Below are 24374 nucleotides of genomic sequence, written 5' to 3'. Positions count from 1 at the left end.
TCAGGAAACGACGCTACTCAAGCGCAGCATCAGCGTCATCGGATGCGCTGGCGAGACCTGAAATCCGTAGTGCCCATAGAACTCCCTGGCCTGGTCATGGAGCGCATGCACCAGTAGGGCTCTGACCCCGGCGTTCTGCGAAACGATCACTGCCCGCTTGACGGCGTCCTGCAGCAAGGAAGCGCCCAGCTTGATCCCCCGCGCGCGACGATCGACGGCGAGCCGGGCCAGCACCATCACCGGCACGGGGTCCGGCATATTGCGGCGCACTGAACTCGTGGCCATCTGATGCGCGACAGCTCCTGCGGCCATGGCGTAGTAGCCGTAGATGCGGTGCTCCTGATCGGCCACCACAAAGCTGCGGCTCGCCCCGCTCAGCTGGTTGGCCATGGCCCGCCGCTTGAGCCACTCGTCGAGTACGGCCTCGCCGCACGCAAAGTCATCCAGACGATGGGCGACCGACAGCGGCTGCGGCGCGCCGAGTTGCAGGTTCATGCCTTGCTGGCGCCTGCTTCCCAGGGCGCCTTGACCGCCATCAGGCGCTCAAGTCCAGGATTGGCGGCTGGCGGCGCGTCGAGCATGGCGGTGAACTGCCGGAACTTGTCGGCGTCGAGACTGAAAAAAACCTGATCGATCACCACCGCCTGCGCCTTGTCGCAGGCGGCTTCGAGCATGAAGTCCGAACGGTTCTTGCCGAGCAACTGTGCGGCGTGATCAATCAGATCCCGCTGCTCGGGAAGTGCTCGCAGGTTGATGGCGGCGTCACGCATGAGTTTCTCCTTTGATGCATACACAACAGACACACTTATCCTATGGCGGCGTGTATCTGTTGTCAATACACGACGAAGCTCGAGACTGACGCTTGAGTTCCTACACCACCACCGCCCGCCACTACGCCAAGGCCGTCGTCACCGGCAGGGTTCTCACCGGCAAGTGGGTGCGCGAGGCCTGCCAGCGGCAACTCGACGATCTCGCGCGCTTCACGGGCAGGGACAGTCCCTACCGCTTCAACCCAACGCTGACCGACAAGCTGGGCCGCAGTTTCCGGCCTGCCGACAAGCTGTGGGCCTTCATCGAGCGCCTGCCGCACGTCAAGGGACCGCTGGCAGGACAGCCGATCCGGCTGGAGCCCTGGCAGGTGTTCATCCTGACCACCGTCTTCGGCTGGGTGAAACCCGATGGCAAGCGGCGCTTTCGCCGCGCCTATATCGAAGTGCCGCGCGGCAATGCGAAATCGACACTTTCCTCCGCCCTGGCCCTGTACATGCTGGCCGCCGATGGTGAAGGTGGCGCGGAGCTGTATTCGCTGGCGACCACTCGCGACCAGGCGCGCATCGTGTTCGGCGACGCGCAGACCATGGCCCGCCAGTCGGCCGGGTTTCGGTCCCGCTTCGGGGTGGGCGTCGGCGCACACAACCTGCACGTGCTGGCCAGGGGCTCGAAGTTCGAGGCGCTCTCCGCGGAAGGCTCGACCCTCGACGGGCTGAACATCCACTTCGGCTGCATCGACGAGCTGCACGCGCACAAGACCCGGACCGTCTACGACGTGGTCGAGACCGGCACCGGCAAGCGCGACAACTCGCTCTTGTGGGTGATCACCACCGCCGGCAGCAACCGGTCAGGCATTTGCTACGAGATCCGCACCTTCGTCACCCGCCTGCTCGACGGCGTGCTCGCGGACGACAGCCAGTTCGGCATCGTGTACGGGCTCGACGACGGCGACGACTGGACGCTCGAAGAGTCGCTGATCAAGGCCAATCCGAACTGGGGCATCTCGGTGCGCCCGGAAGTGCTGGCGCCGCTGCAGGCCAAGGCGATGCAGATGCCGAGCGCGGTGAACAACTTCAAGACCAAGCATCTCAATGAGTGGGTCAACGCGGACACCCCATGGATGGACATGCGTTCCTGGGATCGCTGCGCCGACCAAGGGCTCGACATCGAGTCCTATGCGGGACAGCCGTGCTGGATTGGCCTCGATCTGGCCAGCAAGACCGACATCGCGGCCCTGCTGCTGGTCTTCGCGCATGCGGAAATTGACGGCGGCTTTGCGGTGTTCGGGCGCTACTACCTGCCCGAGGATACGGTACACGCCACCGGCAACAGCAAGTACCCCGGCTGGATGGGCAGCGGGCGGCTGACGGTGACGCCGGGCCGGGTAGCGTCAGCACGCAGCAGTTCGCCTCTGCTCTGCGCCAGGCGCTGGCCGATGATTCGGTCAGCCAGATCCTGATCGACATCGACAGTCCGGGTGGCAGTGTCTATGGGGTGTCCGAACTCGCCGACGAGATCGTCAGTGCCCGGGCGCAGAAACCGGTCGTGGCGATTGCCAACAGCCTGGCAGCGAGTGCGGCCTACTGGATTGGCTGCTCGGCATCGGAGTTCTACGTCACGCCGGGCGGCGAGGTCGGCTCGATCGGCGTCTGGCAGGCGCACTTCGATTACTCGCAGGCGTTTGTCACCAAAGGCGTCAAGCCGACGCTGATCGCGGCCGGCAAGTACAAGGTCGAGGGGAATCCGTATGTGCCGCTCGACGAGGAGGCACAGGGCTTCATGCAGTCGCGGGTGGATGATTACTACGCCAGTTTCACCAAGGCGGTGTCGCGCGGTCGTGGGGTGCCAATTGCGCAGGTGCGCGAGGGCATGGGTCAGGGTCGTGTGCTCGGCGGCGACGCTGCGCAGGCACAAGGCATGATCGATGGCGTGGCCACATTCGACGATGTCGTCAGGAAGATGCGACGGAATGTGAAGGCCATCGTGAGGCCGAACGCAAGTCGGCTCGCGTACGCGCAACGGGCAATCGAGATCCTGTGATAATGGAAAGCTCTGATTGATGTCGCGTGGTGCGGTCGCGCGCGTGACCGCATTTTTTGGCGGAACTGTTGTTTCAGTTCGGACAGGCGCGGCCAGTCGCCGGTTGTGGAAGCCGTTCAGAAATATCCACGGAATCTGCTGAACATATTGGCCATCGGCATCCGCCTGAATTCGTATCCACAAAAGAAAAACCCCGGCGAAGCGGGGTCTGGTCTGCACTGTAGTTGTTGCGACTATGCCGTCTTACGGCGGCGGCTGAAGCCGAGTCCGGCTAGCCCAAGGCCAATTAGGGCAAGACTGGCGGGCTCAGGAACCTGTGTGAGGAAGCCGCGGATCTCACCACCTGGGTGGGAAGTTGTATGAATGTTGACATACGCCTCACCAAGGGAGATCCCGGCGAATAACGCCGCTTCTGCTCCCGCCGTCGTCCCGCCATGAGCCGTGATGAAACCCGGGCTGTACGAAGAAGCCAGGGTCATGTCGAGAAGCACGTCATAGACTCCGGACGTGACTCCCAGTGGAAAACCAAAGAAGTTTGGAACGGTCGTGGCCACACCGGCCGTCCCGGGAGCTGCCGTACAGCAATGAATGTGCGAAGCGGTTGTCGTCCCGATCAAACCGGAAAACGTGATGTGCACCGCCATGGTTTTGGCAACATCGTCCGTAATGACCGACGCAAATCCAGTTCCTGGCGAAGCATTTGGGGGGGCCTCGCTCGCTCCATCCAAAGCGGCCTGGTAGGTGATGATCGTCGCGTGCGCCAGCGGAGCACCGGCAAGCATCACCCCAGCCAGCATGAGAACACATAGCGGATGTTTCATAAAATGCCTCCTGTTGTTCGTTGGCAGCAGCCTGAGTAAGGAATGCGGCGGTTAAGGACAATCGCCAGATAACCGACGGTAGCCAGTAGAAAGCATGGATCGTGCCGGAAAATAAATATGGCATGAAGTCAATCGATTAGCAGGATTTGGGGATACCCATGTTTTGGGTGCTGTAAAAATTGCCGACAGGATTTCGCACTGGAAGTCCTTCCGGAAGGTGTTGCTACGCCGCTCGTTTCATGCGCTGCGCCCACGACAATCCCCTTGACCACTACTGACACATTTCCCGACGATGCTCCGTTGCCCCTCACCCCGTTCTAAAACCACCCGCCGCTCGTCCCCACCCAAGCCGCCCCCGGGCGGTTTTTTTACGCCCCTCGAACCCGCCTCACGCGGGTTTTTGCTTTTGGAGAACCACATGAGCAAGCAACTGCGCGAGTTTCAGGCTCGCAAGAGCACCCTGGTCAAAGAGGCCCGCGGTCTGACCGACCTCGCTGCTTCGGAGAACCGCGACCTCACCGACGACGAAGTGACCGCCTTCGACGCCCTGCGCGCCAGGATCGACGCCGCCTCTGCAGCGATCGACCGCGAAGCCGCCCTGATCGCCGACGAAGCACGCATCGGTGTCGACCACGTCATCGGTCCGATCGTCACCGACAACCGCGAAGCCGATCCCCGGCGCGGCTTCGGATCGGTCGGCGAATTTATGCAGGCGGTGTACCAGGCCGACAAGCCCGGTCAGTCGATCGACGCGCGCCTGCTGCTTGGCGGTATCGGCGCCGCCGCACCGAGCAACTACGGCAACGAGGCCGTCGGCCAGGACGGCGGTTTTCTGGTCCCGCCGCAGTTCTCGCAGGAGATCTTCAGGCTCTCGCTCGGCGAGGACTCGCTCCTGCCGCTCACCGACAACGTCGAGATCAGCGGCAACAGCATGGCTTTCCCGAAGGACGAGACGACGCCTTGGGGCACCAACGGCATTCGCGCCTACTGGCAGGGCGAAGCGGCCTCGGGCGTTCCCACCAAGCCGGTGCTGGGCCTGGCGACCTTGCGCCTGAAGAAACTGATGGCCCTGGTTCCTACCACCGACGAGTTGCTCGACGACGACAACGCGCTGACCAGCTACCTGCCGGAGAAGGTCGCGGTGTCGATTCCCTGGAAAGCCAACGAGTCGATCCTCTTCGGCGCCGGCAACGGCATCCCGCTCGGCTGCATGAACGGCGGTGCCATCGTCACGGTGGCCAAGGAATCCGGTCAGGCGACGCAAACCCTGCTGACCCAGAACCTCGCCAAGATGATCGCCCGCCTACCGCCGGGCTCGTTCACCAACGCCGTCTGGATCGTGAACAACGACGTCCTGCCCGCACTCTTCACCCTGACGCTCGGCAACTACCCGATCTACCTGCCGGTCGGCCAGTCGGTCGGCGGCATCCAGCTCTCGCCCTACGGCACGCTCCTCGGTCGCCCGGTGTTCGTCTCCCAACACGCCAACACCTTCTCGTCGCAGGGCGACGTGCTGCTGGTCGATCTCTCGTACTACCAGACCATCACCAAGGCCGGCGGCATGCAGACCGCGACCTCGATGCACCTCTACTTCGACGCCGACCTGACCGCCTTTCGCACCACCTTCCGCATGGACGGCCAATCGAAGATCCAGAACCCGATCGCCCCGGCCAAGGGAGCCAACGCGCTCTCGCCCTACATCCAGCTCGCCGCGCGCTGAGCGAGGCACGAACCATTTTCCCGCAGGAGACATCCATGTACCCCAACCTCAAGGGCAGCGAAACGCTGTCGATTCTCGCCACCATCGACCCGGCCAGCCAGGCGGCCGGCACGGTCACCACCGCCTGGGTGTCGGTCGCCAATTTCCATGCGTTTCTGGCGCTGGTCGAAACCGGCGTCCTCGGCGCTGCGGCGACCGTGGACGCCAAGATCCAGCAGGCACGGGACGCCACCGGAACCGGCGCCAAGGACGTCAGCGGCAAAGCGATCCGGCAGATCGTCAAGGCCAGCGGTGACAACAAGCAGGTGCTGATCAACCTGAGGCCCGAGAACCTCGACAGCAACAACGGCTTCGCCTTCCTGCGTCTGTCGCTGACCGTCGAGGTCGCCGCCAGCATCGTCGCCGGCAAGCTCATCGGTGTGCATCCGCGCTACGCCACGGCGGAGGTCTTCAACCAGGCCGCGGTGGTCCAGGCGATCTGAGCCATGCCCCTGCAACTCATCACCCCGGCCGCGGAGGAACCGGTGTCGCTCGCCGAGGCGAAGCGCCACCTGCGGGTGGAGTCTGCCGACGACGATGCGCTGATTGCTTCGCTGATCTCTGCGGCACGGCAAGCCGCAGAGACGCTCACCGGCCGTCAGTTCGTCACCGCGCGCTGGAAACTGGTGCTCGACAGTTTCCCCGGTCCGAGCCTGATGGGCGTTCCTGCGGGACTGCCGTTCTCGCTGCCGGGGCACGCGATCCTGCTGCCGAAATGCCCGGTTCAGTCGGTGTTCGCCATCCGATACCTGGACATGTCCGGCACCACGCAAACCATGCCGCGAGCGGACTACACCGTCGATACGGCTTGCGAGCCGGCGCGCGTGACCCCGGTGTTCGGCAGTGCCTGGCCCGTTTCCTTGCCGCAGATCGGAGCCGTAACACTTGTCTTCGCTGCGGGCTACGGCGATGCCGCCAGTGTCCCCGCGGGAATCAAGAGCTGGATCAAGCTGCGCGTGGGCAGTCTCTATGCGCACCGCGAGGAAGTCGCCCTGCTGACGAGCGGCAAGATCGAGTCCTTGTCGTTCATCGACGGCCTGCTCGACCCGTACAGGGTGGTGCTGGTATGACCGCGACCTTCAATCCCGGCCAGGCCAAGCAGCGCATCCGGCTGCAGGCCAAAAGCGTTACCCGCAATGCCATCGGTGAGGAAGTCGTGAGCTGGAGCGACGTCGTCACCGACACCGCCGACCATGCGCTCTGGGCCGAGGCCTGGCCGCTCAAGGGACGCGAGTTTTTCGCCGCCCAGCAAACCCGCTACGCCGCCGACGTGCGTTTTCGGATCCGGTGGCGGGCGGGTGTGGTGCGCGAGCAGCGCATCGACAGAAACGCCTTGGCGCGGCCGGCGCCAACAATCCGAACGATCCGTATTACTGGCGGTTTTTGGAGTTCGGCACGCGCAAGCTGACCGCGCGCCCGTTTCTGCGCCCCGCCAGCCGCAAGCTGCCACAGGTCGCCGAAGCGTTCATCGTCTCGGCCACCGCCGAGATCAACCGGCTCAACACGGGGAGTGAGTAATGTCTGCCGAAACCGAACTGCATGCCGCCCTGTCGGCCAGCACCGCGCTGGCCACGCTGGTCGATACCCGGATCACCCCGGACGCCATTCCAGAGGGCAATCCCCTGCCGGCGGTCGTCTACCAGCGGGCTGGCACCACCCCGGTCAGCACCATTCATGACGGCCAGCCGATCGCCGAGGAAGTCCGTTTTCAGGTCAGCGCCTGGGCGCCCACGCGCACCGCGGCTGACGCTGTGGCGGACGAAGTCGCCAACGCCCTGGCCGTCGCTGGCGTCAGCGTCGCCGATCGGTCGAGCGGCATCGACCCGGAGAGCGACCTTAAGTCCGCCACCGTCGAGGTCGACTGGTGGCACGTGTTCTGAGCCTTCCCCCCTTCATCACCCGCCCGCCGATTGGCGGGTTTTTCTTTTTCGGAGGCAAATACCATGTCCAATCCCCGCAAGTGGTCGAACGTCGCCGTCGCCCTGCAGTCGGCGCTGGGCGCCGCGATCACGATTACCGCCGTCACCAAGGCCGCGGAAGGTGTCGTCTCCGCGACCAACACCCTCGCCAATGGCGAATTCGTGCTGCTCGCCGTCGAGGACATGTGGCAACTGAACGACCGGGTCGCCCGGGTCAAGGCGGCCCCCGGGGCCGGCTTCACCCTCGAAGGCATCGATACCACGCTGTTCGATACCTTCACCAGCGGCAGCGCGCAGAAGATCACCTTCGGGGTCAGCGTCACCACGGCGACCGAGGTCAGTCCGTCCGGTGGCGAGTTTGATTTCATCCCGACGACGACCATTCACGCCGCCCAGCAGACGCAGATCCCGGGCACCCCGACGGCCGGTGTGTACACCTTCACCAACGTCTGGGACATCAGCGACGCCGGTCTGCTGGCGATCAAGGCCGCCTCGGACACACAGACCAAGCGCGCCGTCAAATTCACCTTCGGTGCCGGCGGTCCGATCATGTGCTTTAACGGCTACCCCGCCGGCCAGCTCCTGCCGGGGGGCCAGGCGCAGGCACTGGTCACCACGCCGACGGTCATCACCCTGTCCGGCACGCCGAGCTACTACGCCTCATGAGCGCCCTCTCCGCAAAGATCCGCAAGGCGCGCGAACTGCGTGTCGAAGCCGGGGGCTTCGTGTTCACGGTCCTGCGCCCAACCCCGCTCGAACGCGAGGAGAAGATCCGGGGAGACTCCGCCGCGCGCGGCATCCTCTCGCTGGTCATCGGCTGGGAGAACGTCACCGAGGGCGACCTGATCCCCGGCGGCGACCCGCATCCGCTGCCCTTCGACGCGGAGGCCTGTGCCGAGTGGCTGTCGGACCGCCCCGACCTCTTCGCCGGCATCGCCGACGCGGTCGTCAAGGGTTTTGAGGCGCACGTCCTGAAGATCGAGGACGCACTAAAAAACTGAGCGCCTGGCTGGCGGCGCGCGATCTTCCGGCGCAACTTCAGCCAGGCCATCAGATGACCCCGCTGCCAATCGCCACCGCCGTCCAGGCCTGGAACCTGATGGGCGGCATCGATTGGTCCGCGCTGCCGATCGTGATTGATCTCCTCGGTATCTCCGACCCCGAAGCCCTCATCACCCAGCTGGTTGCCATTCGCGACCACCAGAACGCTCAAGGGAACGACTGAACCATGGCCCTCGCCACGCTGACCATCGACATCATCGCCAAGCTGGCGAACATCGAGCGCGACCTCGGCATTGCCGACGGGTAGTCCGACAGGCTGCTAGATTGAATCGAGTCGGGCCGTCTCCCTTCCACGTCGTCGTCCGTTTGTCCGTTTTTTTCGGCGCCGTCTCCACTGCTCTGGATCGCGGAGCACCTCCGCTGGCGGCGGTGGTCAGCGGCCTGTTCTACACCAAACGACATCGAGCAATAATCTCACTGGGCGCACCGTGGCGTGGTGCGGGCATCTACGGTTTGGTTTAAAATTTTCGTACATTTTTGTGTATTTTAAACCATGGGGAGTGTAGCCTACACGGTAACTTGGCTATCGCTCAAACGCGGTAGCCACCCTCAAGCCAACCAAGGAGGCGTCATGATCGGGGACCGAATTCGGCAGGCTCGTCTGGCCGCAGGACTCACCCTGGGCGCCCTGGGAGACAAGGTTGGCGTAACGCACACAGCCATTCAAAAGTACGAAAAGGGGACGATGACGCCGCCGTCGTCGCAACTTCTCAAGCTGGCTCGTGCTTGTGGCATCCGCGTTGAGTACTTCTTCCGCACGCACAAAGTCGAACTGCTTGAGCCTGAATTTCGCAAGCTCGCGACGTTTGGCAAAGCCGCGCAGGAAGCGCTAAAAATAAAGGTACTGGATCGGATCGAGAAACGCGTCGAGTTGCTGGGGTTCTTCCCGGAATCGCCGCTCTTGCGCTTCGACTCACATATCGCGCTGCCCGAGCGCGTCACCGGACTTGATCAACTCGAGGGTCTGGCGGATCAGGTTCGCGACGCTTGGAAACTCGGGCTCAATCCCATCGGTGACTTGACTGATACCCTGGAGACGCGTGGGCTACTAGTGATCGTCGTCGACGAGGAGAACTCAGGGTTCTCCGGCCTGACTGCCATGGCGCGCACGCTCAACGGGCACATGTATCCGGTCGTTGCCGTTTCCTCGCGCTGGCCTGGCGATCGGCAACGATTCACGCTGGCACACGAACTTGGTCACTTGCTTCTTTCCGGTCGCCTGGACGCTCAAATCGACGAAGAAAAGGCCTGCGACCGATTTGCCGGCGCTTTCCTTGCGCCGAAGGCGGCGGCCGTGCAGCTTTTGGGCCAGTCTCGCCGAGGCTTGGAGTGGCAAGAACTCTACGCTCTGAAGCATGAATTCGGATTGAGCATGGCCGGGTGGCTGCAGCGGGCGAAGCAATGCGGCGTGATCACCAATGCGGTCCATCTGGCGATGTGGAGACGCTTTTCTTCGAAAGGCTGGCGGAAAGCCGAGCCCGGTGATCCGGTCCAGCGCGAGCATCCCCGACTGTTTGAGCAGCTGGTTTATCGTGCCTTGGGCGAACAATACGTGTCTGAATCCAAGGCGGCTGAACTGCTTGGCATCCCAATGATGCGCTTTCACAAGGAGCGTCAGCTGGAGTCAGTTGATGCTGCTGCTCATCAGTGATGCCAATATCCTGATCGACATGGAAGCGGGGGAGTTGATGGACAAGCTCTTCCGGCGTCCGATGCAGTTCGCGATACCGGACATCCTGTACTGGGAAGAAATCGAACCAGGAACGCCCGGCCTGAAAGAGCAAGGCCTGCGAGTCCTGGAGGTCTCTGGCGAGTATGTGGCTTACGCAGAGGGCTTGCCTGCGAAGTGCGGAACCGACCCAAGTGCAAACGACTACCTTGCCTTGGCGCTCGCCAAGCAAGAGGGCTGCCCGCTACTGACGGGTGATCAGATGCTCAAACAGGCCGCGAAGGATGAGGATATTCCCGTTATGGGCACCGTCTGGATCCTGCGAACGATGGTTGAGAACCAATTGCTGAACGTCGATCAAGCAGCTTGCTGCACTGGCAAGGATGAAAGAAAGCAAACGCCGACTACCGTGGGTGGACGCTGAGCGGATTCTTGGCAGTATTCACCAAACGGTGTTTCACCCCCGCTGAGCCACTGACGCCTACGCAAATTGGATGCGCCCCGCCAACACCCGCATTTCAGGGACAACCACCCTATGAAATTCCCCCGCAGGACCTGTCTCTATTGCGCGAATGATTCTGACCTGTTGAAGGCGGCTGGAAAGTCGATACGACGGCGGCGGACGGCGGCCCACATTGCTTTCACGCCGTTTTGCGTGACCCGGTAGAGACGAGAGTTGGTGACTTTGGCGATCAAGCCATGGCCGCGCAGTTTGGCGATCAGGCGGCTGGTTCGATGCGTACGCCGCTTGATTTCGGCGGGGTTCTTGGCAGGGGCCGAATAAAGCTTGCCCTGGAGATCGCGGTTGCGGAAGCCATTGATGGCGAACTCGCCGGCCAGCAGCGAGGTGAACAGAGCGACGTTCTCCGCGGTGACCGGGTTGAAAGCGGCGACATGCCGACCGGCCTTGCTCTGTGACCGGCAGAAGCGATCGATGGCCTTGATCGCCTGACCTTTAAGAGGAGCATTGGCCAAGGCGTCGATCAGGCGCGCGTTGGCGCCGTGAGCGACTTCGGCGTAGCGCCAGAAATTCGAGACCCCTTTGCGCATCGACGACCACCGACAGACGACCTGACCCTCGGCATTTTCGGACGAGGTGAGGATTTTGAACTTTGCCGGATTGTTGAGGGTGGTCTCGATTCTCAAGACGTTGAGATGATCGTAAAGTTTGACGGAGTTGCGTCGGATACGGAACTTGATCCGGCACCCTTCGGGCCGCTTCTTGCTGTCGATCACGACCTCGCCCGTGAAGAGGTGATGAGGTTTTTGGCCAAGAAAGCGCATGATGTCCGTGGCACCGAAGCCGGTGATGGCGGCATGGACGAGGTCCTGGTGGATACGTTCGAGATCGGCTCTGGACTTGAACAGGATATCGGTGGCCACTTCGGCCTGGTCCATGCCAAACCAGTAGCCGTCGAACTTCGCCGCGGCGATGGCCGGCAAGAGCGGATTGCCGCTGGCCACCTGGCGAATCAGGAACGCAGGCCAGTCGGTGTGGTTGAACTGCTCGGCAAGTGCCGCGGTGGCTTCGAAATCCGACACCCAGAGAATCTTGTTGTCGCTCCGCTCGAAGGCGACACCCACTGGCGGCAGTTGCCGACACAGCCACTCCCGGCCATTGACGTAAATCTGAGTGGCGTACGCTGCCCAGGTCTGGATACGCACGTGCATCCAGCCAAAAACCGGGTCGATCGGATACCAGTACAGGTGCAGGCAGTGACGATTGCGCCGAACGACTATATGCCATGGCTATAGTGGCCCTCTAGCTCGCGAGGTGTAAAAAATCACCGTGCTCATGGCAATAATGGTGCCGCGGAACAGGCAATCGTGGGAGACGATTGCTGAGCAGGGCGGTCACCGCAGCATCGGGATCTTCCTCCATGGTGATTACCGGAAGAATCCCGCTTTGCATCAAGCGCGCATGGAGGCCGGGCCCCATGCCGCCGGTAATCAGGATATTGATGTCGGCCAACGGTTCGGCAAGCAGCCCGGAGCTGGCGTGCAAGCTCTGCTCCATGGACACCTCGACGAGGCGCTTTCCGGTCACGACACCCTTTTCAAGGTCGTAGATCCAGAACTTGCGGCACTTGCCGGCGTGTTCGGTAATCGTCTTGCGATTCTGGCTGGTGACGGCGATTTGCATGATTTGTCCTTTCCTGGCAATTTGCTCGTGTCATGGCGAAGCGGCCGTTTGTGACGGCGACATGCCGACTCGCTTTTTCGAACGCCAGCGCTCAGGCCTGCCCGCTCGTGTCGCCGCCGATCAGCGGGCGGCGGTCGGCCAGATGGCGGTGTGGGGGAATCTCCAGATTGGCGGCGTGTTCTTGAACATCGCTATCCTCGAAGGTCGGTATCCTTGAATCATCAACTGGCGGCTATGCGCCAACATCAGTCAACTCTTATCAAGATTCGTGCCAGCGTTCGAGCACCGGAACAAACAGCGAGAAAGCAATGGCTTGAAGATGCGCGAGCCGCACGCTGACGCTTCTTTTTGGTGCCTGGCTGCCGATGTGGCAGTCAAAGCGGCACAATATGGCAGTCTTGCGGACAGTGATGAGGCATCCGCTCTGCGGCAAGGGGAGTCCGGTAGCGGCCGCTATCCTTGGTGCGGTTCCTTTGACGAATTGAAAATCTACGTCTGCCAACCATTGGCCATCCAGCGCCGAGTTCTGCATCGTCCGGCTACCAGGTCAGCCAGCGCTGCACGAAGCGGTTGTCACGCCGGATCAGGAAGCGCCGTAACTCGTCACCCAACAGAATCGCGGCCGCGAACGGCAATGCCAGCGAGACCTCGAACCAGCCTATCGGTGCGGTGCCGAAGAATGGCTGCAGGAACTCGATTTGCGAGATCGCCGCGAGTAGCGCCAGTTCCACCGCGATACCCACCCAGATCAGTTTGTTGCGGAAGATGCCGGCGGACAGGATGCTCTGCCGACGCGTGCGGCAGATCAGCACATCCGCCACCTGGCAGATCACCACGGCGGCAAAGAAGGAAGTCACCGCAGTGCGATAGAGCAAATCGGAGGTCGCCAACTCGACGCCCCACACCCAGCCTCCCCGATGCAGCACGACGAAGAATGCGAAGAAGCCGGCAGCGGCTTGCAGCATGCCGATGATGCCGTAGCTCATAGCCAGCAGCGGCCAGGTAAGCAGTCTTTCGTCACGGCGGCGCGGTGCCTGTTTCATCACGTCCTGTTCCGGCAACTCGCGCCCCAGCCCCAGCGCTGGCAATAGGTCGGTGCCCAGGTCAATGGTCAGGATCAGCACCACGGTCAGCGCCAGCGGCGCATCGATCGCCACGAAGGCGATGAAGGGCAATATCTCGGGGACGTTACTGGTCAGGACGTAGGCGATGAATTTCTTGATGTTGGAGAAGATGGTGCGCCCCTCCTCAATGGCCTGCACGATGGTGGCAAAGTTGTCGTCCATCAGCACCATGTCCGCCGCCTCTTTCGCCACCTCGGTACCGGATACGCCCATTGCCACACCCATGTTGGCATTCTTCAAGGCCGGCGCATCGTTCACCCCATCGCCGGTGACGGTGACGATCTCGCCCTTCTTCTGCAATCCCTTGACTATCTGAAGCTTCTGTCGAGGTGTCGAGCGTGCGAACACCAACTCCCGACTATCCAGCAGAACGGAAAGCTCCTGCTCGCTCATTTCCAGCAATCTTTCACCCACCACCACCTGCCCGTCGCCGGTAAACAGGCCAACCTGACGAGCGATGGACTCGGCCGTGGTGTGGTAGTCGCCGGTGATCATGAAGACGCGGATGCCTGCGCTGCGGCAGCGGTCAATCGCTTCGGCGATCTCCGGGCGTGGCGGATCGAGCATGCCCACCAGGCCCAGATAGACGAAACCCTCCTCACTGGCCGCATCGGCGTCGGTCGTCTTGCAGGCGAGCGCCAGCACCCGTTCGCCGCGCGCCGCCAGCACTTCGTACAGTTCCAGCGCGGTACGACGAGCCGACTCAGCGAATTCGACCCGCTCGCCGTGATGCAAACGATGCGTGCATTTTGTGAAAACGACCTCGGGCGCACCCTTCATGCAGGCGAGATTGGGCTGACCGCTCCCAGCTTTGTGCGTGGTGATCATGCGTTTTCTGGCGGAGTCGAACGGACTTTCGTGCAAGCGCGGGAAGCGCGCCGCCACATCGCCGATGGCTTGCAAACGCTGCGCCAGAACCAGCAGGGCGCCCTCGGTCGGATCGCCGAGATAGTGCTGCTCGGTCAGCCGTGCGTTGTTGCACAACACCATGACGGCCCAGGCATCGGCGAAACCTTCCGCCTGCTGCAAACCACTCTGAGCGGCCGACCATTCGCGCTCGCCCAGCACCAGCGTGGCGACCTGCATCTGGTTCTGCGTGATGGTGCCGGTCTTGTCGGTGCAGATCACCGTGGTTGAACCCAGCGTCTCGACCGCTTCGAGATTCTTGATCAGCGCGTTCTTCTTCGCCATGCGTTTGGAGGCCATGGTCAGCGCCAGCGTCACCGTGGGCAAGAGACCTTCCGGGACGTTGGCCACGATGATGCCGATGGCGAATATCAAACTGCCTATCAGGGGATTGCCGAGCACCATGCTGAGCGCGAAGAACAGCACGCCGAGCGCGATGGCGATGGCCGAGATGACGCGGATGAAATGGCGCAGCTCTTTGCGGATCGGCGTCTCCACCGTGCCCGCCGCCTTGGTCAATTGCACGATCTGACCGATCTGCGTGTTCATGCCGGTGCCGTACACCAGCGCACGGCCGTTGCCGCTTTGCACCAACGTGCCAGAAAACACCATGTTTCGACTCTCCATCAGCCGCTCGTGGGTGCAGGCCATTTTGCGCAACTGCGGTTCGCTCTCGCCGGTCAGCGAGGCATGGTCTACCTTGAGCTGATTCACCTCGAGCAGTCGCCCGTCGGCCGGCACCCGGTCGCCCTCTTCCAGCAGGATGACATCGCCCGGCACCAGCAAGCGTGCCTCGATGCGCGATATTTGCCCATCGCGCTGCACCGTGATCATCGGTGGCAGCATGTTGCGAAAGCTCTCCATGATGCGTTCGCTTTGCTGCTCCTGAAGGTAGGTGAACAGCGCGTTGAGCAAGACCACTACCAGCAGCGCGACGCCAATGTAGAAATTGCCTTCGCCCGGCTTCAGGTAATCGGCAAAGAACGCCAGTGCCGAGCCGACGAAGAGCAGCAGGGCGAAGAAGTTCGCGAACTGGCGCAAGAACTTGACGATCTCTGGCGTTTCGTTACGTACGCGTAGTTCATTGCTACCGAACTCGAGCAGTCGTTGGGCGGCCTCGGCGCTGCTCAGTCCGTCCCCTGTGCAGTGCAGGCGCTGCCGCAAGGCTTCCAGCGGAATGCGGTGCTGGTCGGCAGGCACGGTTGTCTCTTCATGATGAGTCATGGCACGCCTCTCGGTCGATATCGGGGCCGGGCTTGCGCGGGCAAGGCGCAGCGATGAGTCAATCATAATTCGACCGGGCGGCGATGGCTCATCTGGCCGTCGTGCTGACAGGGGGCATCGGTTCTGCGGCAAGGGGAGTCCGCTAGCGGCAACTAGCGGTATTTCCTGAGGTACACGCCCTCGAAAAAGCGTTTGGCCCAGTGGAAGAGGCGCGACGAGGGCAGGATGATCTGGCGCCGTGGGTTGCGAAACACCAGGGTGCCGTGATCGATGGCGTCGATGATGCAGATCAGTTCGACCTTGAAGGTCGCGCTCGGCGTTTGTCCGCGCAGGCCGGCGAGCACGTTCTCTGCCGCGGCGGCGGCCTGCAGGTCGGCCATGTGGGCCTGCTTGGGCATCCAGTCGGGGCCCGGAAAGCTGCCGGAGTCGCCGACCACATACAGGTGTTGGCTGCCGACGACACGGCACTGCGCGTCAGCCTGGAGCAGGCCACCCGGCGAACGCGGCAGTGCGGTCGTGTCAAACCACAGGTTGCCGGTCATGCCGGGCATGAAGAGGATGAGGTCGGCGGCGAACTCGCCACCCGCGGTGACCACCCGGTCGGCCTCGAAGCGCTCCATCTTGTGGCCGAGGTGGGTGCGAATGCCACGCTTGTCCATTTCCGCCAGCAGGTAGTTGACCGCTTTCGGGCCGAGACGCTGACCCGGTTCCTTTGACGGATTGAAAAACACCAGCTCGAACTTCTCCCGCCGGCCCTCGCGCTTGAGCTGCTCGTCGATGCCGAACAGGAACTCGAACATGGGACCGCCGCGTACGGCGGCAGGCTCGTTGGGGTTGCCCGCAAATCCCACCGCAATGACACCGCCGTGCATGGCGCGCAGGCGGTCACGAATCTGTTCGGCTGCGGCAATCCCCTCGCAGGGGGTGATGGCGTGCTCGATGCCCGGCAGCTTCTTGATGAAGCGCCCGCCGCTGGCAATCACCAGCGCATCGTTACCGACGTCGCCGGCCGTGGTCTCGACGACCCGCCCGCCGTCACGCAGGCCCGTCACCTCCGCGGCCACGTGCATCACCTGCATGCGCCGAAAGAAGTTCGCCAGGGGCACTATCAGCTGTTCGCGCCTGCGCAGGCCCGAGGGAATCCAGATGGTGCCGGGAAGATAGTGCAACTCCGCGCGCGGCGCGATCACGGTGATCTCGACTTTCGCATCGCGGCGGCGGATTTCAAGCACGCTGGAGAGCGCGCCGAAGCCGGCGCCGATGACGGTAATGCGGGTGGGTGGATTCATGAAAGGAGGCTTCTTGTTGGCAGGGGGTTGCAGGGGGCTAAAAGGCGGCAGGGCGCACGGTCCTACAAGGCCGAGGGCATCGGCCGTGAAGGGCATCAGCATTCAGCACTCAAGAATCGTGCCAGCCAGTGGCAGCACGCAACAGGCCCGGTATTTACAGCGCTTGACGGTGAGCGGACTATTTTCACGGGCTGACGATCGCTGCCGCCTGCCAAAACATGGCAGTATTTGGCAGAGCAAACGCTCACGACATGTCGAGACAGCGCTGATAATGAATGTCTTGACCGTTCCCCCCTTCCCTTTTTCCCCGACCCTTCTCGTGCAGAGGGAGAAGAGAGCTTCGTGGGTCGCGGACGCGACCTGCACGGCAACAAGATGATTGGCAGCAATGACCCCTACCCCAAACCCCCACCCTCCCGCCGAATTGATTTCCTTCCTCGAGTCGCTCGTCGAGCCGCATATCCTGTGTGACCGGAACTACCGCATCATTGCCGCCAACGACAGCTATCGCGCCAAATGGGAGGGGCAGCAGAAAATCATTGGCCGAACCTGCTACGAGGTATCGCACCGATATGCCGTGCCCTGCGACCAGGCAGGTGGATCTTGTCCGCTGCTGCGCAGTCTGCGCTCCGGTCAGCGGGAACGTGTCGTGCATCTGCATCACACCCCGCTCGGCGAACGCCTCGAAGACATCGAGCTGACGCCCATTCGGAACGCCGACGGCGAGATGGTCTATTTCATAGAGAAGATCGACCCGCTGCCGGTGCCGCGCAGCGATGAGCATGCGCGTGGCCTGATCGGGCGGTCAGCGGCCTTTCTGGCGATGATGGAACTGGTGGCGCGGGTGGCACCGTCCGAAGCAGTAGTCATCCTGCAGGGTGAGTCGGGTACTGGCAAGGAACTGGTCGCCGGCGCCATTCACCAGTTGAGCCGGCGGGCGCAGCGCCCGTTTATTGCGGTCGACGGCTCAGGATTGACAGAAACCTTGTTCGAGAGCGAGCTCTTTGGCCACGAGCGCGGCGCTTTCACCGGGGCTGTGGCGCGCAAGATCGGCCTCATTGAAGCGGCAGCAGCGGGAACCCTGTTCCTCGACGAGGTCGGTGATATTCCACTGTCGATTCAGGTCAAGTTGCTGCGCCTCCTTGAAACGGGGACCTTCCGGCGGGTGGGCTCCACGGAGCTTCGCCAGGCCGACATCAGGGTAATCTCGGCAACACACCGTTCGCTGGCCGAAATGGTCGAAGCCGGAAGCTTCCGGGAGGATCTGTACTATCGCCTGAATGTTTTCCCGATCTTCCTGCCGGCACTGCGGGAACGGCGGGAAGACATTGTGCTGCTCGCCGAAACCCTGCTCCCGAGAGTTTCTGGCGGACGTTCGCCGCGCCTGAGCCGCGCGGCGATCGGCTGGTTGCTCGACTACGATTTCCCGGGAAATGTCCGCGAACTGCGCAATCTCCTCGAACGTGCCTGCCTGCTGAGCGACAGCGATGAAATCGACCTGCGGCACCTGCCGGCAAGCGCAGCTGGCGGGGGACAGCGGTCGCTGGCGACGAAAAGCCCGCAATCGGGGCCAAAATCGGGCCAAAAATTGAACCTCAGCGATGCACAACTGCTCGATCTTGCAGCCAGTTTTCCCGGTAGCCGAAAAGAGCTCGCGCACCATGCCGGTCTGTCGGAACGGACGCTCTACCGGCGCTTGAACGCCCTCGGGGTGCTTGAGCAGGCCGAGGAAAGCCGGCCCCGCGGAACGAAGTAGCCGCTTCGCGCAGCCAGCCTATTTGCTCGGCTTCTGGCCAGTCGCCTGCGCCTGTTTTTCCCGTAGTCGCTTGTTCTTGTCCTCACTGCCGAAAAAGACGTAGCGGCCGGCGAGTTCGCAGCCCTTCATCCCCGGATCACAAACCAGGTTTTTCACCTTGGCACATAGCCCCTTGATTTCATGCGGACAGCCCCACGACGACATGGCAATCTCCAAAAAAGGCGGCGATCAACGCGGCCAGAACGCAAGAAGACAATTACCTTACCGCGAGAGCGCCTCCTGGCGTTCTTCACGGTCGGTGCTCATTGCCTTGCTGTAAGCAGTGATGGTATGAGCGCTAGTATAGTGCTGCTTTCTTGATGAGACTCTCGGCAATCATCCCGCACGCACGGTCATTGCGAGGAGGCGCAGCGTTGGTGGTCGTTGAGGCAGCCCCTTGCGGCGGTCGTGACGCGACCCAGGGGACTGGCGGCTGTGAATTGGCTTTCCTGACCATCAGGGTCGAATGGCCAACTCGATTCAGGCGCTACACATGGCTATGGCGTCGCTCCCGGCTCGGCCGTTGGCGCCGTCATGAGGACTTGGAGAGGCGAACCTGTGCTCAGATGCACGTCGCGTTGCGGGTACGAGATCTTGATTCCGCGTTCGCAAAAGGCCTTGTCGATGGCCATGTGCAGTTCGTGCGTGACGATGCTGCGGTTGAGGACCACGCGTGTGAACACGCGCAGCTCGAACTCCATACCGCTTTCGCCGAAACGCAGAAACAGCGCCGCTGCCGCTGGCTCGTCAACAACGCTTTCGTTGTTCAGCGCGACCTCCATCAGGGTGTCGACCACCTGCTCCGCGTCGCTTCCGTAGGCGACGGCAAGGGGGACGATCAAGCGCGTGATGGGATCGGACAGGGTCCAGTTGATGCAATCCTGGGTGATGAAAGTCTTGTTCGGGATGAGCAGTTCCTTGCGATCCCAGTCGCTGATGGTCGTGGCGCGAATGTGGATGCGCGTCACCGTGCCGGTATGGCCGGCAATGGTCACGATGTCGCCGACGCGAAACGGCCGCTCGAAGAGAATGACGATGCCGGAAACGAAATTGGCGACGATTTCCTGCAGGCCGAAGCCCAGGCCGACGCCGAGCGCTGCGATCAGCCACTGCAGCTTCGTCCAGTCGATGCCGAGAAGATTCGACGCGGCAATCAGCCCGACGAGAACAATGAGGTAGTTCAGCAGCATGGTTATGGCATAGCCGGTGCCGGGAGCCAGATCGAAGCGGCTGAGGACGGCCACTTCGAGCGCACCGGGCAGGTTCCGGATGGCGATGATGGCGATGGCGAAAACCGTCGCCGCGACGATCAGGCTCCAGAGGGTCACCACCTGCTGTGGCAGCGTGCCGTCGGCAGCGCCGAGGCGCCAGAGGACGATCTCGTCAAGCGTGCGCACCGCCGGCAACAGGCCTTGCCAGATCCAAGCCATGGCAAAGGCAATGCCTAGCAGGACGAGCAGGCGGAGCAGTGCGCGCGTTTGCCGGCTGATCGTGTGACGGTCGATTTCGTAGCTCTGCAAGGCTTCCGGAATGGCGTCGGCGGCGCGTTCGGCCGCCTGGCGATCGATCGTTTGCGTGCCCGCATCCCGGCCCGCGTGACGCGCTTCGCGCGCCCGTGCCAGCGCCATTCGCCGCTCGAAGACGGAGAAAGCGCGCTCGAGCGTGGCGTGCACAAGCGTCGCCATGGTGATCAGCACGATCGACTGCATGGTTAGCCGCAGCAGCTGTGAAGCGGTGTAGTGGTAGCCAAGCAGGGAAAGGCCAATCGTCGCCAGCGCGATGAGCATTAGTGCGGGATACCACAGGTAGACGATGTACCACAGCCAGTTGTCGCCATCGGTCTCGGCGAGACTGAGACGCGACAGGCGCCACAGCCGGGAAGCGATCCAGGCAATCGCCAGACAGAACACGATCAGGGAAATCCGTCCCAGGCCGTCACGTATCTCCGGGGCGGCGTGCACCGAAACCAGGACCATAACGATGGTGATCGGCACGAAGAGCAGCATCAGCCGCCGGGTGTTACGGCGCAGCAGGGTCAGCGTTGACAGGCTCCAGTCGAAATGCACGGCGGCGACGCCCTTGGCACGAACCAGCTGCAGGAGGAACTCCATGAACAGGATCAGGACGCCACCCGTCATAAGCGCGGTCTCCAGGCTGCGGGCGAAACCCGTATGGCTGTGAGCCAGGTAGGCCAGTCCAAAAAGTAGCAACGCCGGCGGCAAGGCAAGAGCCGCCGTGATCGCGAAAGCTTCCAGGGTCAGTACCAGATCATCCGACTGCACCTTGCCGATCCGCGGCGCCATCCGCTCCAGGCGCTGCTTCAAGCGGCCACGGCTGGCGATGGCGAGCACCAGGAGCAGCAGCAGGCCGAGGAATCCCGGCAGGCGGTGATCCAGATTTCTGGCGGCGGCCTGCCGCACGTCCTGCCAGTGCGCGGGCTCCGAAAGCCAGGCCATGGAATCAACCGCGGCGCGCAGCGTTTGCATGCCCATCGGTTGCGCGCTGGGAATCCAGAACAGATGGCTCTCGAGCGCATCACGGTAGGTATGCGAGCGATCGGAGAAATACTTGAGCTGGGTGAGCAGCACGAACAGTTCATCGGCGTAGCGCGCCTGCTCATTCTTCAGGCGGGTAATCAGGCTGCGGCGCTGTTCGAGCAGGCTGTCGATCGCCGCGCCCCAGTCCTGGGTAGCCCCACGCAGCAGCTTTTCCAGCGCCGGCTTGCTGGGCAGGTCGTAGGGCGGGCGCTTCTCCTCCAGTTGAAACAGGGCAATGCGGCTGGCCTCGAGTTCGCCTTCCGCCTTGCTGCGGGCGCTCTCGATGTTGATGGCGTCCGAAGCCTTGTCCCTTTCCTGGCGCAAGGCGATACCGAAGGCCGCCGAGGCGTCGAGCTGATTGAGATTGAGCAGGCGATCGAGCGTTTCCAGCTTGCTGTTGAGCAGCGACACGGCGCCGCGCAGGCGAGCGCTCTCGGCTTCCGCCTGCTGCCTTTTTACCAGTATTTCGTCGATCAATCTGGACAGGCGGATATTGCCCTCGGCAAAACCCAGCAAGTCCTCTGGCGCCGCACCCAGCGACTGCATGAAGGCCTCGAGATCGCTGACCAGCGCACTCACCCCGGCTTTGTGAACGCGACCCAGAATGGCTTGCAGCGCGGCGATGTAGTCCGTCGTACTGGCCAGCTGGTCAGCCAGCAGGTCGGCTTCGGCCTCCATCAGTGCCAGGCGTGCCGGTCGGCTGGCCAGGCGCTCGCTCAAGGCCTCGATCCGCGCCAGCCCGAGGCGCTTGTCGGCAGCGCGAGCGGCGGCCTCGGCCAGCTGAGTTTGCTCGGAGGTGCCGACTGCACGCGCGCTGTTGTCGACCTTGTCCACGCTCTCTTGCGCGGTGCTGAGCAGTTGCTTGAGCGCCAGAGCGCGTTCTGACTGCACGCTGGATTGCACCCGGGCGAGTTTTGTCCGCAGAATCGCTTCCTCACCCACGACGTCCAGAAGCGCCTGCTCGACAACGCTCGGCGGCTGCTTTTCTAGGTCTTTGGCGACTTTCGGCGGTCGGTAGGCTTGCTGCTCGGCGCGCAATCGCTGCCGCTCGCGGGGCAGGTCGCGCAGCGCCTGCGCATAGGCGCGAGCCTCCTCTTCAAAGCGCTCGGCAGCCTCGATGCGGGAGATGGCCAGCCGATACAGGGCGGCAATTTCGGCTTTCTGCGCAGCGCTGAGAGTGCCGGACTGCTCGACCGACGCCAGGCGCTGCTGCAGGTCCGCAACACCCGGCAAGAGCGTTTCCTGGGCGCCGAGCAGCGATGCCCAGAGCAGAACGATGGGCATGATGGCGCGGCGGACAATGAGCGCCAGAAACGTCGCCCGGCCGGGAGCGGATCGTCCCTGTCCGCGCAAGGGCATGGACATTGCTCAGCGCGCGCTATCGACGAGCGGCGCGAAACCGAGCACGACGCGGCGCGTCATCGCCGACTTCTTCTCGATGCGAGTGACGATGACGGTACCGACTTCGGCCGTGTTGGCCACATGGGTGCCGCCGCAGGGTTGCAGATCGACGCCTTCGATCTCGAGCACGCGCACCCGCCCCAGGCCACGCGGCGGCTTGACACTCATGCTGCGCACCAGGCCCGGGTTGGCATCAAGCTCGGCTTCCGTAATCCAGCGCTGGCTGACCGGATGCGCCTCTTTGACCAGGCGCGCCAGGCCCGCATTCAGCGCCGACTTGTCGAGCGGCGCAGTCATGTGGAAGTCCAGGCGCGCGTAATCGGCGGTGATCGAACAACCGTCGACCGGCTGCGGAACCAGCGCGCACAGCAGGTGCGTGGCCGTATGAAAGCGCATGTGCCGCTGCCGGCGCGGCATGTCGATCTGGGCGGTGACCGGCGTTCCGACGCTCAACAACGCCAGCAGCCCCTGCTGCGCAGCGCCCGCCAGGTGCAGAATCTCGCCCGGGAACGCACCCTTGCGGGTATCGAAGATCTCCAACTCGCTACCGTCAGGCAGGATCAACATGCCTCGGTCACCTGCCTGGCCGCCACCCAGCGGATAGAAAACCGTGCGATCGAGTTGCACGCCGCGCTCGTCGACGCGCGTTATGCGGGCATTACAGGTGGCAAGCGAGGCGTCTTCGCGAAACAGCTCTTCGGTCATCGGTGGTCCTGTCAAGGAAAGCCGCACCCGCCGAACTTGTCACTGCGGGCGATCAAGGCAAATTGAGGACTTTGAGTGTATACCGCTACGCGGTAGCCGGAAAGGAGAAGCCCTCGTAACACATGGGCTAAATGGCTGAATTTATTGGCAGTGTGGGGTGAAATTGAAGCGCCGACTGAGCGACTGATCGATCGATTCTTGGACATATGGCCGTTGCCTTCGCGCAGCGTGCTCCCTGGATTGCTTCGCTTGGCTCGCAATGACGACGACGCTGCTAGCCGCTCCAGTCGCGACGCCGTCACCGCGAGAAACCAACAACGCGGCAATCGCGCATAGTTTTCTGGCAGCGACCATCGTGACTTGCGCACCATTTTCCGGTAAGCAGCGCCTTGATTCTTCCGCTTCGTCGCCTCACCGCAGCCGTCATTCATGGGTTGCGGGTTATGCTCTGGCTGAATATTCGGCATGCCTGACACTTGCGACACACTGCCCGTTTCCGGAGTGAGTGGGCTCGCCTCACCCAGTAAAAGAAATGGAACCGAAGCGCTGATGGACCAGGCCACACATAACAAGATCGTCTCCTTCATCTGGGGCATCGCCGACGATGTCCTGCGCGACCTCTTCAGGCGCGGCAAGTACCCCGACGTAATCCTGCCGATGTGCGTCATCCGGCGCCTGGAGCCACTTCTACAAAGCGCAACCGCTGCGCGCACTGGAAGAGATCAGTGCGGATATCCTGGCCATCGAGAAGGAAGCCGAGGGACTGCTGGATGGGTTGCTGAAGGGCGGGACAGGCGCATGAAGAAAGGGATCAAGCGGCCCGACCGTGACGCTGCAAAGCAGGCAGTGACCAAGTCTGTGCCCACGGCAGGCGAGACAATTCCCGCTGACCAAGGAGCCCTGCTGGGCGATCTGCGAACTCTCGTCCGCTCGCCCCGCCAGCGGCTGGCCAGCATTGCCAATGTCACCTACACGCGGCTGTGCTGGCAGCTTGCTTGCCGCCTGCTGCGAGAAAACCTGCAGGCGGGACGCGCGGCCTACGGCAAGGAGATTCTTGCGACCGTGTCGCAAGAATTGACCGCCGAGTTCGGCGCCGGCTTCAGCTACACGGCCCTGACGCGCATGGCCCGATTCGCCGAGTGGACGACCGACGAGCAGATTCTTGCGACGCTGTCGCAAACATTGAGCGGGAGCCACTTCGTCGAGCTA

27 protein-coding genes and 1 pseudogene are annotated in these 24374 nt (G+C 62.7%); 16 read left to right on the top strand and 12 right to left on the bottom strand.

Annotated elements, in window-relative coordinates; genetic code table 11:
- Both QZ648_RS08230 and QZ648_RS08225 read right to left on the bottom strand, forming a co-directional pair.
- A complete protein-coding gene (locus QZ648_RS08230; RefSeq protein ID WP_291996674.1) occupies positions 1-495 on the bottom strand; it encodes a GNAT family N-acetyltransferase in 495 nt (164 codons plus the stop codon).
- Positions 492-770, bottom strand: coding sequence for a DUF1778 domain-containing protein (locus QZ648_RS08225; RefSeq protein WP_291996673.1), 279 nt, complete (start codon positions 768-770; stop codon positions 492-494). The genes QZ648_RS08230 and QZ648_RS08225 overlap by 4 nt, the downstream gene beginning before the upstream one ends.
- Before the next feature lie 92 nt (positions 771-862).
- Here QZ648_RS08225 and QZ648_RS08220 point away from each other — a divergent pair, with 92 nt between their 5' ends.
- On the top strand, positions 863-2230 hold the full coding sequence (locus QZ648_RS08220; RefSeq protein WP_291996672.1) for a terminase large subunit: 1368 nt from the start codon (positions 863-865) through the stop codon (positions 2228-2230).
- A gap of 35 nt (positions 2231-2265) precedes the next feature.
- A complete protein-coding gene (locus QZ648_RS08215; RefSeq protein ID WP_291996671.1) occupies positions 2266-2811 on the top strand; it encodes a S49 family peptidase in 546 nt (181 codons plus the stop codon).
- Positions 2812-3044: 233 nt separating this feature from the next.
- On the opposite strand, the gene QZ648_RS08210 is transcribed toward QZ648_RS08215, so the two are convergent.
- The gene (locus tag QZ648_RS08210; protein ID WP_291996670.1) at positions 3045-3632 is read right to left on the bottom strand and encodes a CHRD domain-containing protein; all 588 of its coding nucleotides are present in this window, start codon (positions 3630-3632) and stop codon (positions 3045-3047) included.
- Positions 3633-4050: 418 nt separating this feature from the next.
- Between QZ648_RS08210 and QZ648_RS08205 the strand changes: the two genes are divergently transcribed.
- From QZ648_RS08205 to QZ648_RS08155, 11 genes are all read left to right on the top strand, one after another.
- Complete coding sequence (locus QZ648_RS08205) at positions 4051-5352, top strand: phage major capsid protein (protein WP_291996669.1); 1302 nt, start codon at positions 4051-4053, stop codon at positions 5350-5352.
- Positions 5353-5387: 35 nt separating this feature from the next.
- Positions 5388-5834, top strand: a complete 447-nt coding sequence (locus tag QZ648_RS08200; RefSeq protein ID WP_291996668.1) for a hypothetical protein — start codon at positions 5388-5390, stop codon at positions 5832-5834.
- Between the two features lie 3 nt (positions 5835-5837).
- Positions 5838-6461 carry a head-tail connector protein gene (locus QZ648_RS08195; RefSeq protein WP_291996667.1) on the top strand — a complete coding sequence of 208 codons (624 nt, stop codon included), beginning with the start codon at positions 5838-5840 and terminating at the stop codon, positions 6459-6461.
- Entirely contained in the window at positions 6458-6799 is a 342-nt protein-coding gene (locus QZ648_RS08190; protein ID WP_291996666.1) for a phage head closure protein, read from the top strand. The genes QZ648_RS08195 and QZ648_RS08190 overlap by 4 nt, the downstream gene beginning before the upstream one ends.
- Complete coding sequence (locus QZ648_RS08185; protein ID WP_291996665.1) at positions 6775-6909, top strand: hypothetical protein; 135 nt, start codon at positions 6775-6777, stop codon at positions 6907-6909. The genes QZ648_RS08190 and QZ648_RS08185 overlap by 25 nt, the downstream gene beginning before the upstream one ends.
- Positions 6909-7271, top strand: a complete 363-nt coding sequence (locus QZ648_RS08180; protein WP_291996664.1) for a DUF3168 domain-containing protein — start codon at positions 6909-6911, stop codon at positions 7269-7271. The genes QZ648_RS08185 and QZ648_RS08180 overlap by 1 nt, the downstream gene beginning before the upstream one ends.
- Before the next feature lie 63 nt (positions 7272-7334).
- Complete coding sequence (locus QZ648_RS08175; protein ID WP_291996663.1) at positions 7335-7976, top strand: phage tail tube protein; 642 nt, start codon at positions 7335-7337, stop codon at positions 7974-7976.
- Complete coding sequence (locus QZ648_RS08170; protein ID WP_291996662.1) at positions 7973-8311, top strand: hypothetical protein; 339 nt, start codon at positions 7973-7975, stop codon at positions 8309-8311. Before QZ648_RS08175 ends, QZ648_RS08170 begins: the two co-directional genes overlap by 4 nt.
- A gap of 53 nt (positions 8312-8364) precedes the next feature.
- Positions 8365-8535, top strand: coding sequence for a hypothetical protein (locus QZ648_RS08165; protein ID WP_291996661.1), 171 nt, complete (start codon positions 8365-8367; stop codon positions 8533-8535).
- A 408-nt stretch (positions 8536-8943) separates the two neighbouring features.
- Positions 8944-10023: an XRE family transcriptional regulator gene (locus QZ648_RS08160; protein ID WP_291996694.1), complete on the top strand. Its 1080-nt coding sequence runs from the start codon at positions 8944-8946 to the stop codon at positions 10021-10023.
- Positions 10004-10465, top strand: a complete 462-nt coding sequence (locus tag QZ648_RS08155; protein ID WP_366144086.1) for a PIN domain-containing protein — start codon at positions 10004-10006, stop codon at positions 10463-10465. The genes QZ648_RS08160 and QZ648_RS08155 overlap by 20 nt, the downstream gene beginning before the upstream one ends.
- Before the next feature lie 137 nt (positions 10466-10602).
- Here QZ648_RS08155 and QZ648_RS08150 read toward each other — a convergent pair whose 3' ends face one another.
- Both QZ648_RS08150 and QZ648_RS08145 read right to left on the bottom strand, forming a co-directional pair.
- Positions 10603-11706, bottom strand: coding sequence for a hypothetical protein (locus QZ648_RS08150; protein WP_291996660.1), 1104 nt, complete (start codon positions 11704-11706; stop codon positions 10603-10605).
- Positions 11707-11803: 97 nt separating this feature from the next.
- Positions 11804-12184, bottom strand: a complete 381-nt coding sequence (locus QZ648_RS08145) for a NifB/NifX family molybdenum-iron cluster-binding protein (RefSeq protein WP_169067400.1) — start codon at positions 12182-12184, stop codon at positions 11804-11806.
- 61 nt (positions 12185-12245) lie between these two features.
- Between QZ648_RS08145 and QZ648_RS08140 the strand changes: the two genes are divergently transcribed.
- The gene (locus QZ648_RS08140) at positions 12246-12401 is read left to right on the top strand and encodes a hypothetical protein (RefSeq protein WP_291996659.1); all 156 of its coding nucleotides are present in this window, start codon (positions 12246-12248) and stop codon (positions 12399-12401) included.
- 42 nt (positions 12402-12443) lie between these two features.
- Here the strand turns inward: QZ648_RS08140 and QZ648_RS08135 are convergent, their stop codons facing one another.
- The 3 genes from QZ648_RS08135 to QZ648_RS08125 all read right to left on the bottom strand — a co-directional run bounded on the left by QZ648_RS08135 (position 12444) and on the right by QZ648_RS08125 (position 16727).
- Positions 12444-12716 (bottom strand): hypothetical protein, encoded by a 273-nt coding sequence (locus QZ648_RS08135; protein ID WP_291996658.1) that lies wholly within the window; start codon positions 12714-12716, stop codon positions 12444-12446.
- A gap of 7 nt (positions 12717-12723) precedes the next feature.
- Entirely contained in the window at positions 12724-15438 is a 2715-nt protein-coding gene (locus tag QZ648_RS08130; RefSeq protein ID WP_291996657.1) for an HAD-IC family P-type ATPase, read from the bottom strand.
- A gap of 152 nt (positions 15439-15590) precedes the next feature.
- Complete coding sequence (locus QZ648_RS08125) at positions 15591-16727, bottom strand: FAD-dependent oxidoreductase (protein WP_169067403.1); 1137 nt, start codon at positions 16725-16727, stop codon at positions 15591-15593.
- Positions 16728-17115: 388 nt separating this feature from the next.
- Between QZ648_RS08125 and QZ648_RS08120 the strand changes: the two genes are divergently transcribed.
- Entirely contained in the window at positions 17116-18483 is a 1368-nt protein-coding gene (locus tag QZ648_RS08120) for a sigma-54-dependent Fis family transcriptional regulator (RefSeq protein WP_291996656.1), read from the top strand.
- An 18-nt stretch (positions 18484-18501) separates the two neighbouring features.
- Here QZ648_RS08120 and QZ648_RS08115 read toward each other — a convergent pair whose 3' ends face one another.
- From QZ648_RS08115 to QZ648_RS08100, 4 genes are all read right to left on the bottom strand, one after another.
- Positions 18502-18687 carry a hypothetical protein gene (locus QZ648_RS08115; RefSeq protein ID WP_169067405.1) on the bottom strand — a complete coding sequence of 62 codons (186 nt, stop codon included), beginning with the start codon at positions 18685-18687 and terminating at the stop codon, positions 18502-18504.
- A 332-nt stretch (positions 18688-19019) separates the two neighbouring features.
- Entirely contained in the window at positions 19020-22418 is a 3399-nt protein-coding gene (locus tag QZ648_RS08110; RefSeq protein WP_291996655.1) for a mechanosensitive ion channel domain-containing protein, read from the bottom strand.
- A gap of 9 nt (positions 22419-22427) precedes the next feature.
- Complete coding sequence (locus QZ648_RS08105) at positions 22428-23165, bottom strand: alanyl-tRNA editing protein (RefSeq protein WP_169067407.1); 738 nt, start codon at positions 23163-23165, stop codon at positions 22428-22430.
- A gap of 11 nt (positions 23166-23176) precedes the next feature.
- Positions 23177-23752, bottom strand: coding sequence for a hypothetical protein (locus tag QZ648_RS08100; RefSeq protein ID WP_291996654.1), 576 nt, complete (start codon positions 23750-23752; stop codon positions 23177-23179).
- A 70-nt stretch (positions 23753-23822) separates the two neighbouring features.
- Here QZ648_RS08100 and QZ648_RS08095 point away from each other — a divergent pair.
- Positions 23823-24368: pseudogene (locus tag QZ648_RS08095) on the top strand (DUF1016 N-terminal domain-containing protein); the annotation flags it as partial.
- Between the last annotated feature and the right edge of the window lie 6 nt (positions 24369-24374).

Source organism: Candidatus Accumulibacter sp. ACC012 (assembly GCF_907163155.1).
Lineage (GTDB): Bacteria > Pseudomonadota > Gammaproteobacteria > Burkholderiales > Rhodocyclaceae > Accumulibacter > Accumulibacter delftensis.
Note: the sequence above shows the minus strand (reverse complement) of the source record. Positions and strands in the feature narration are given on the sequence as shown.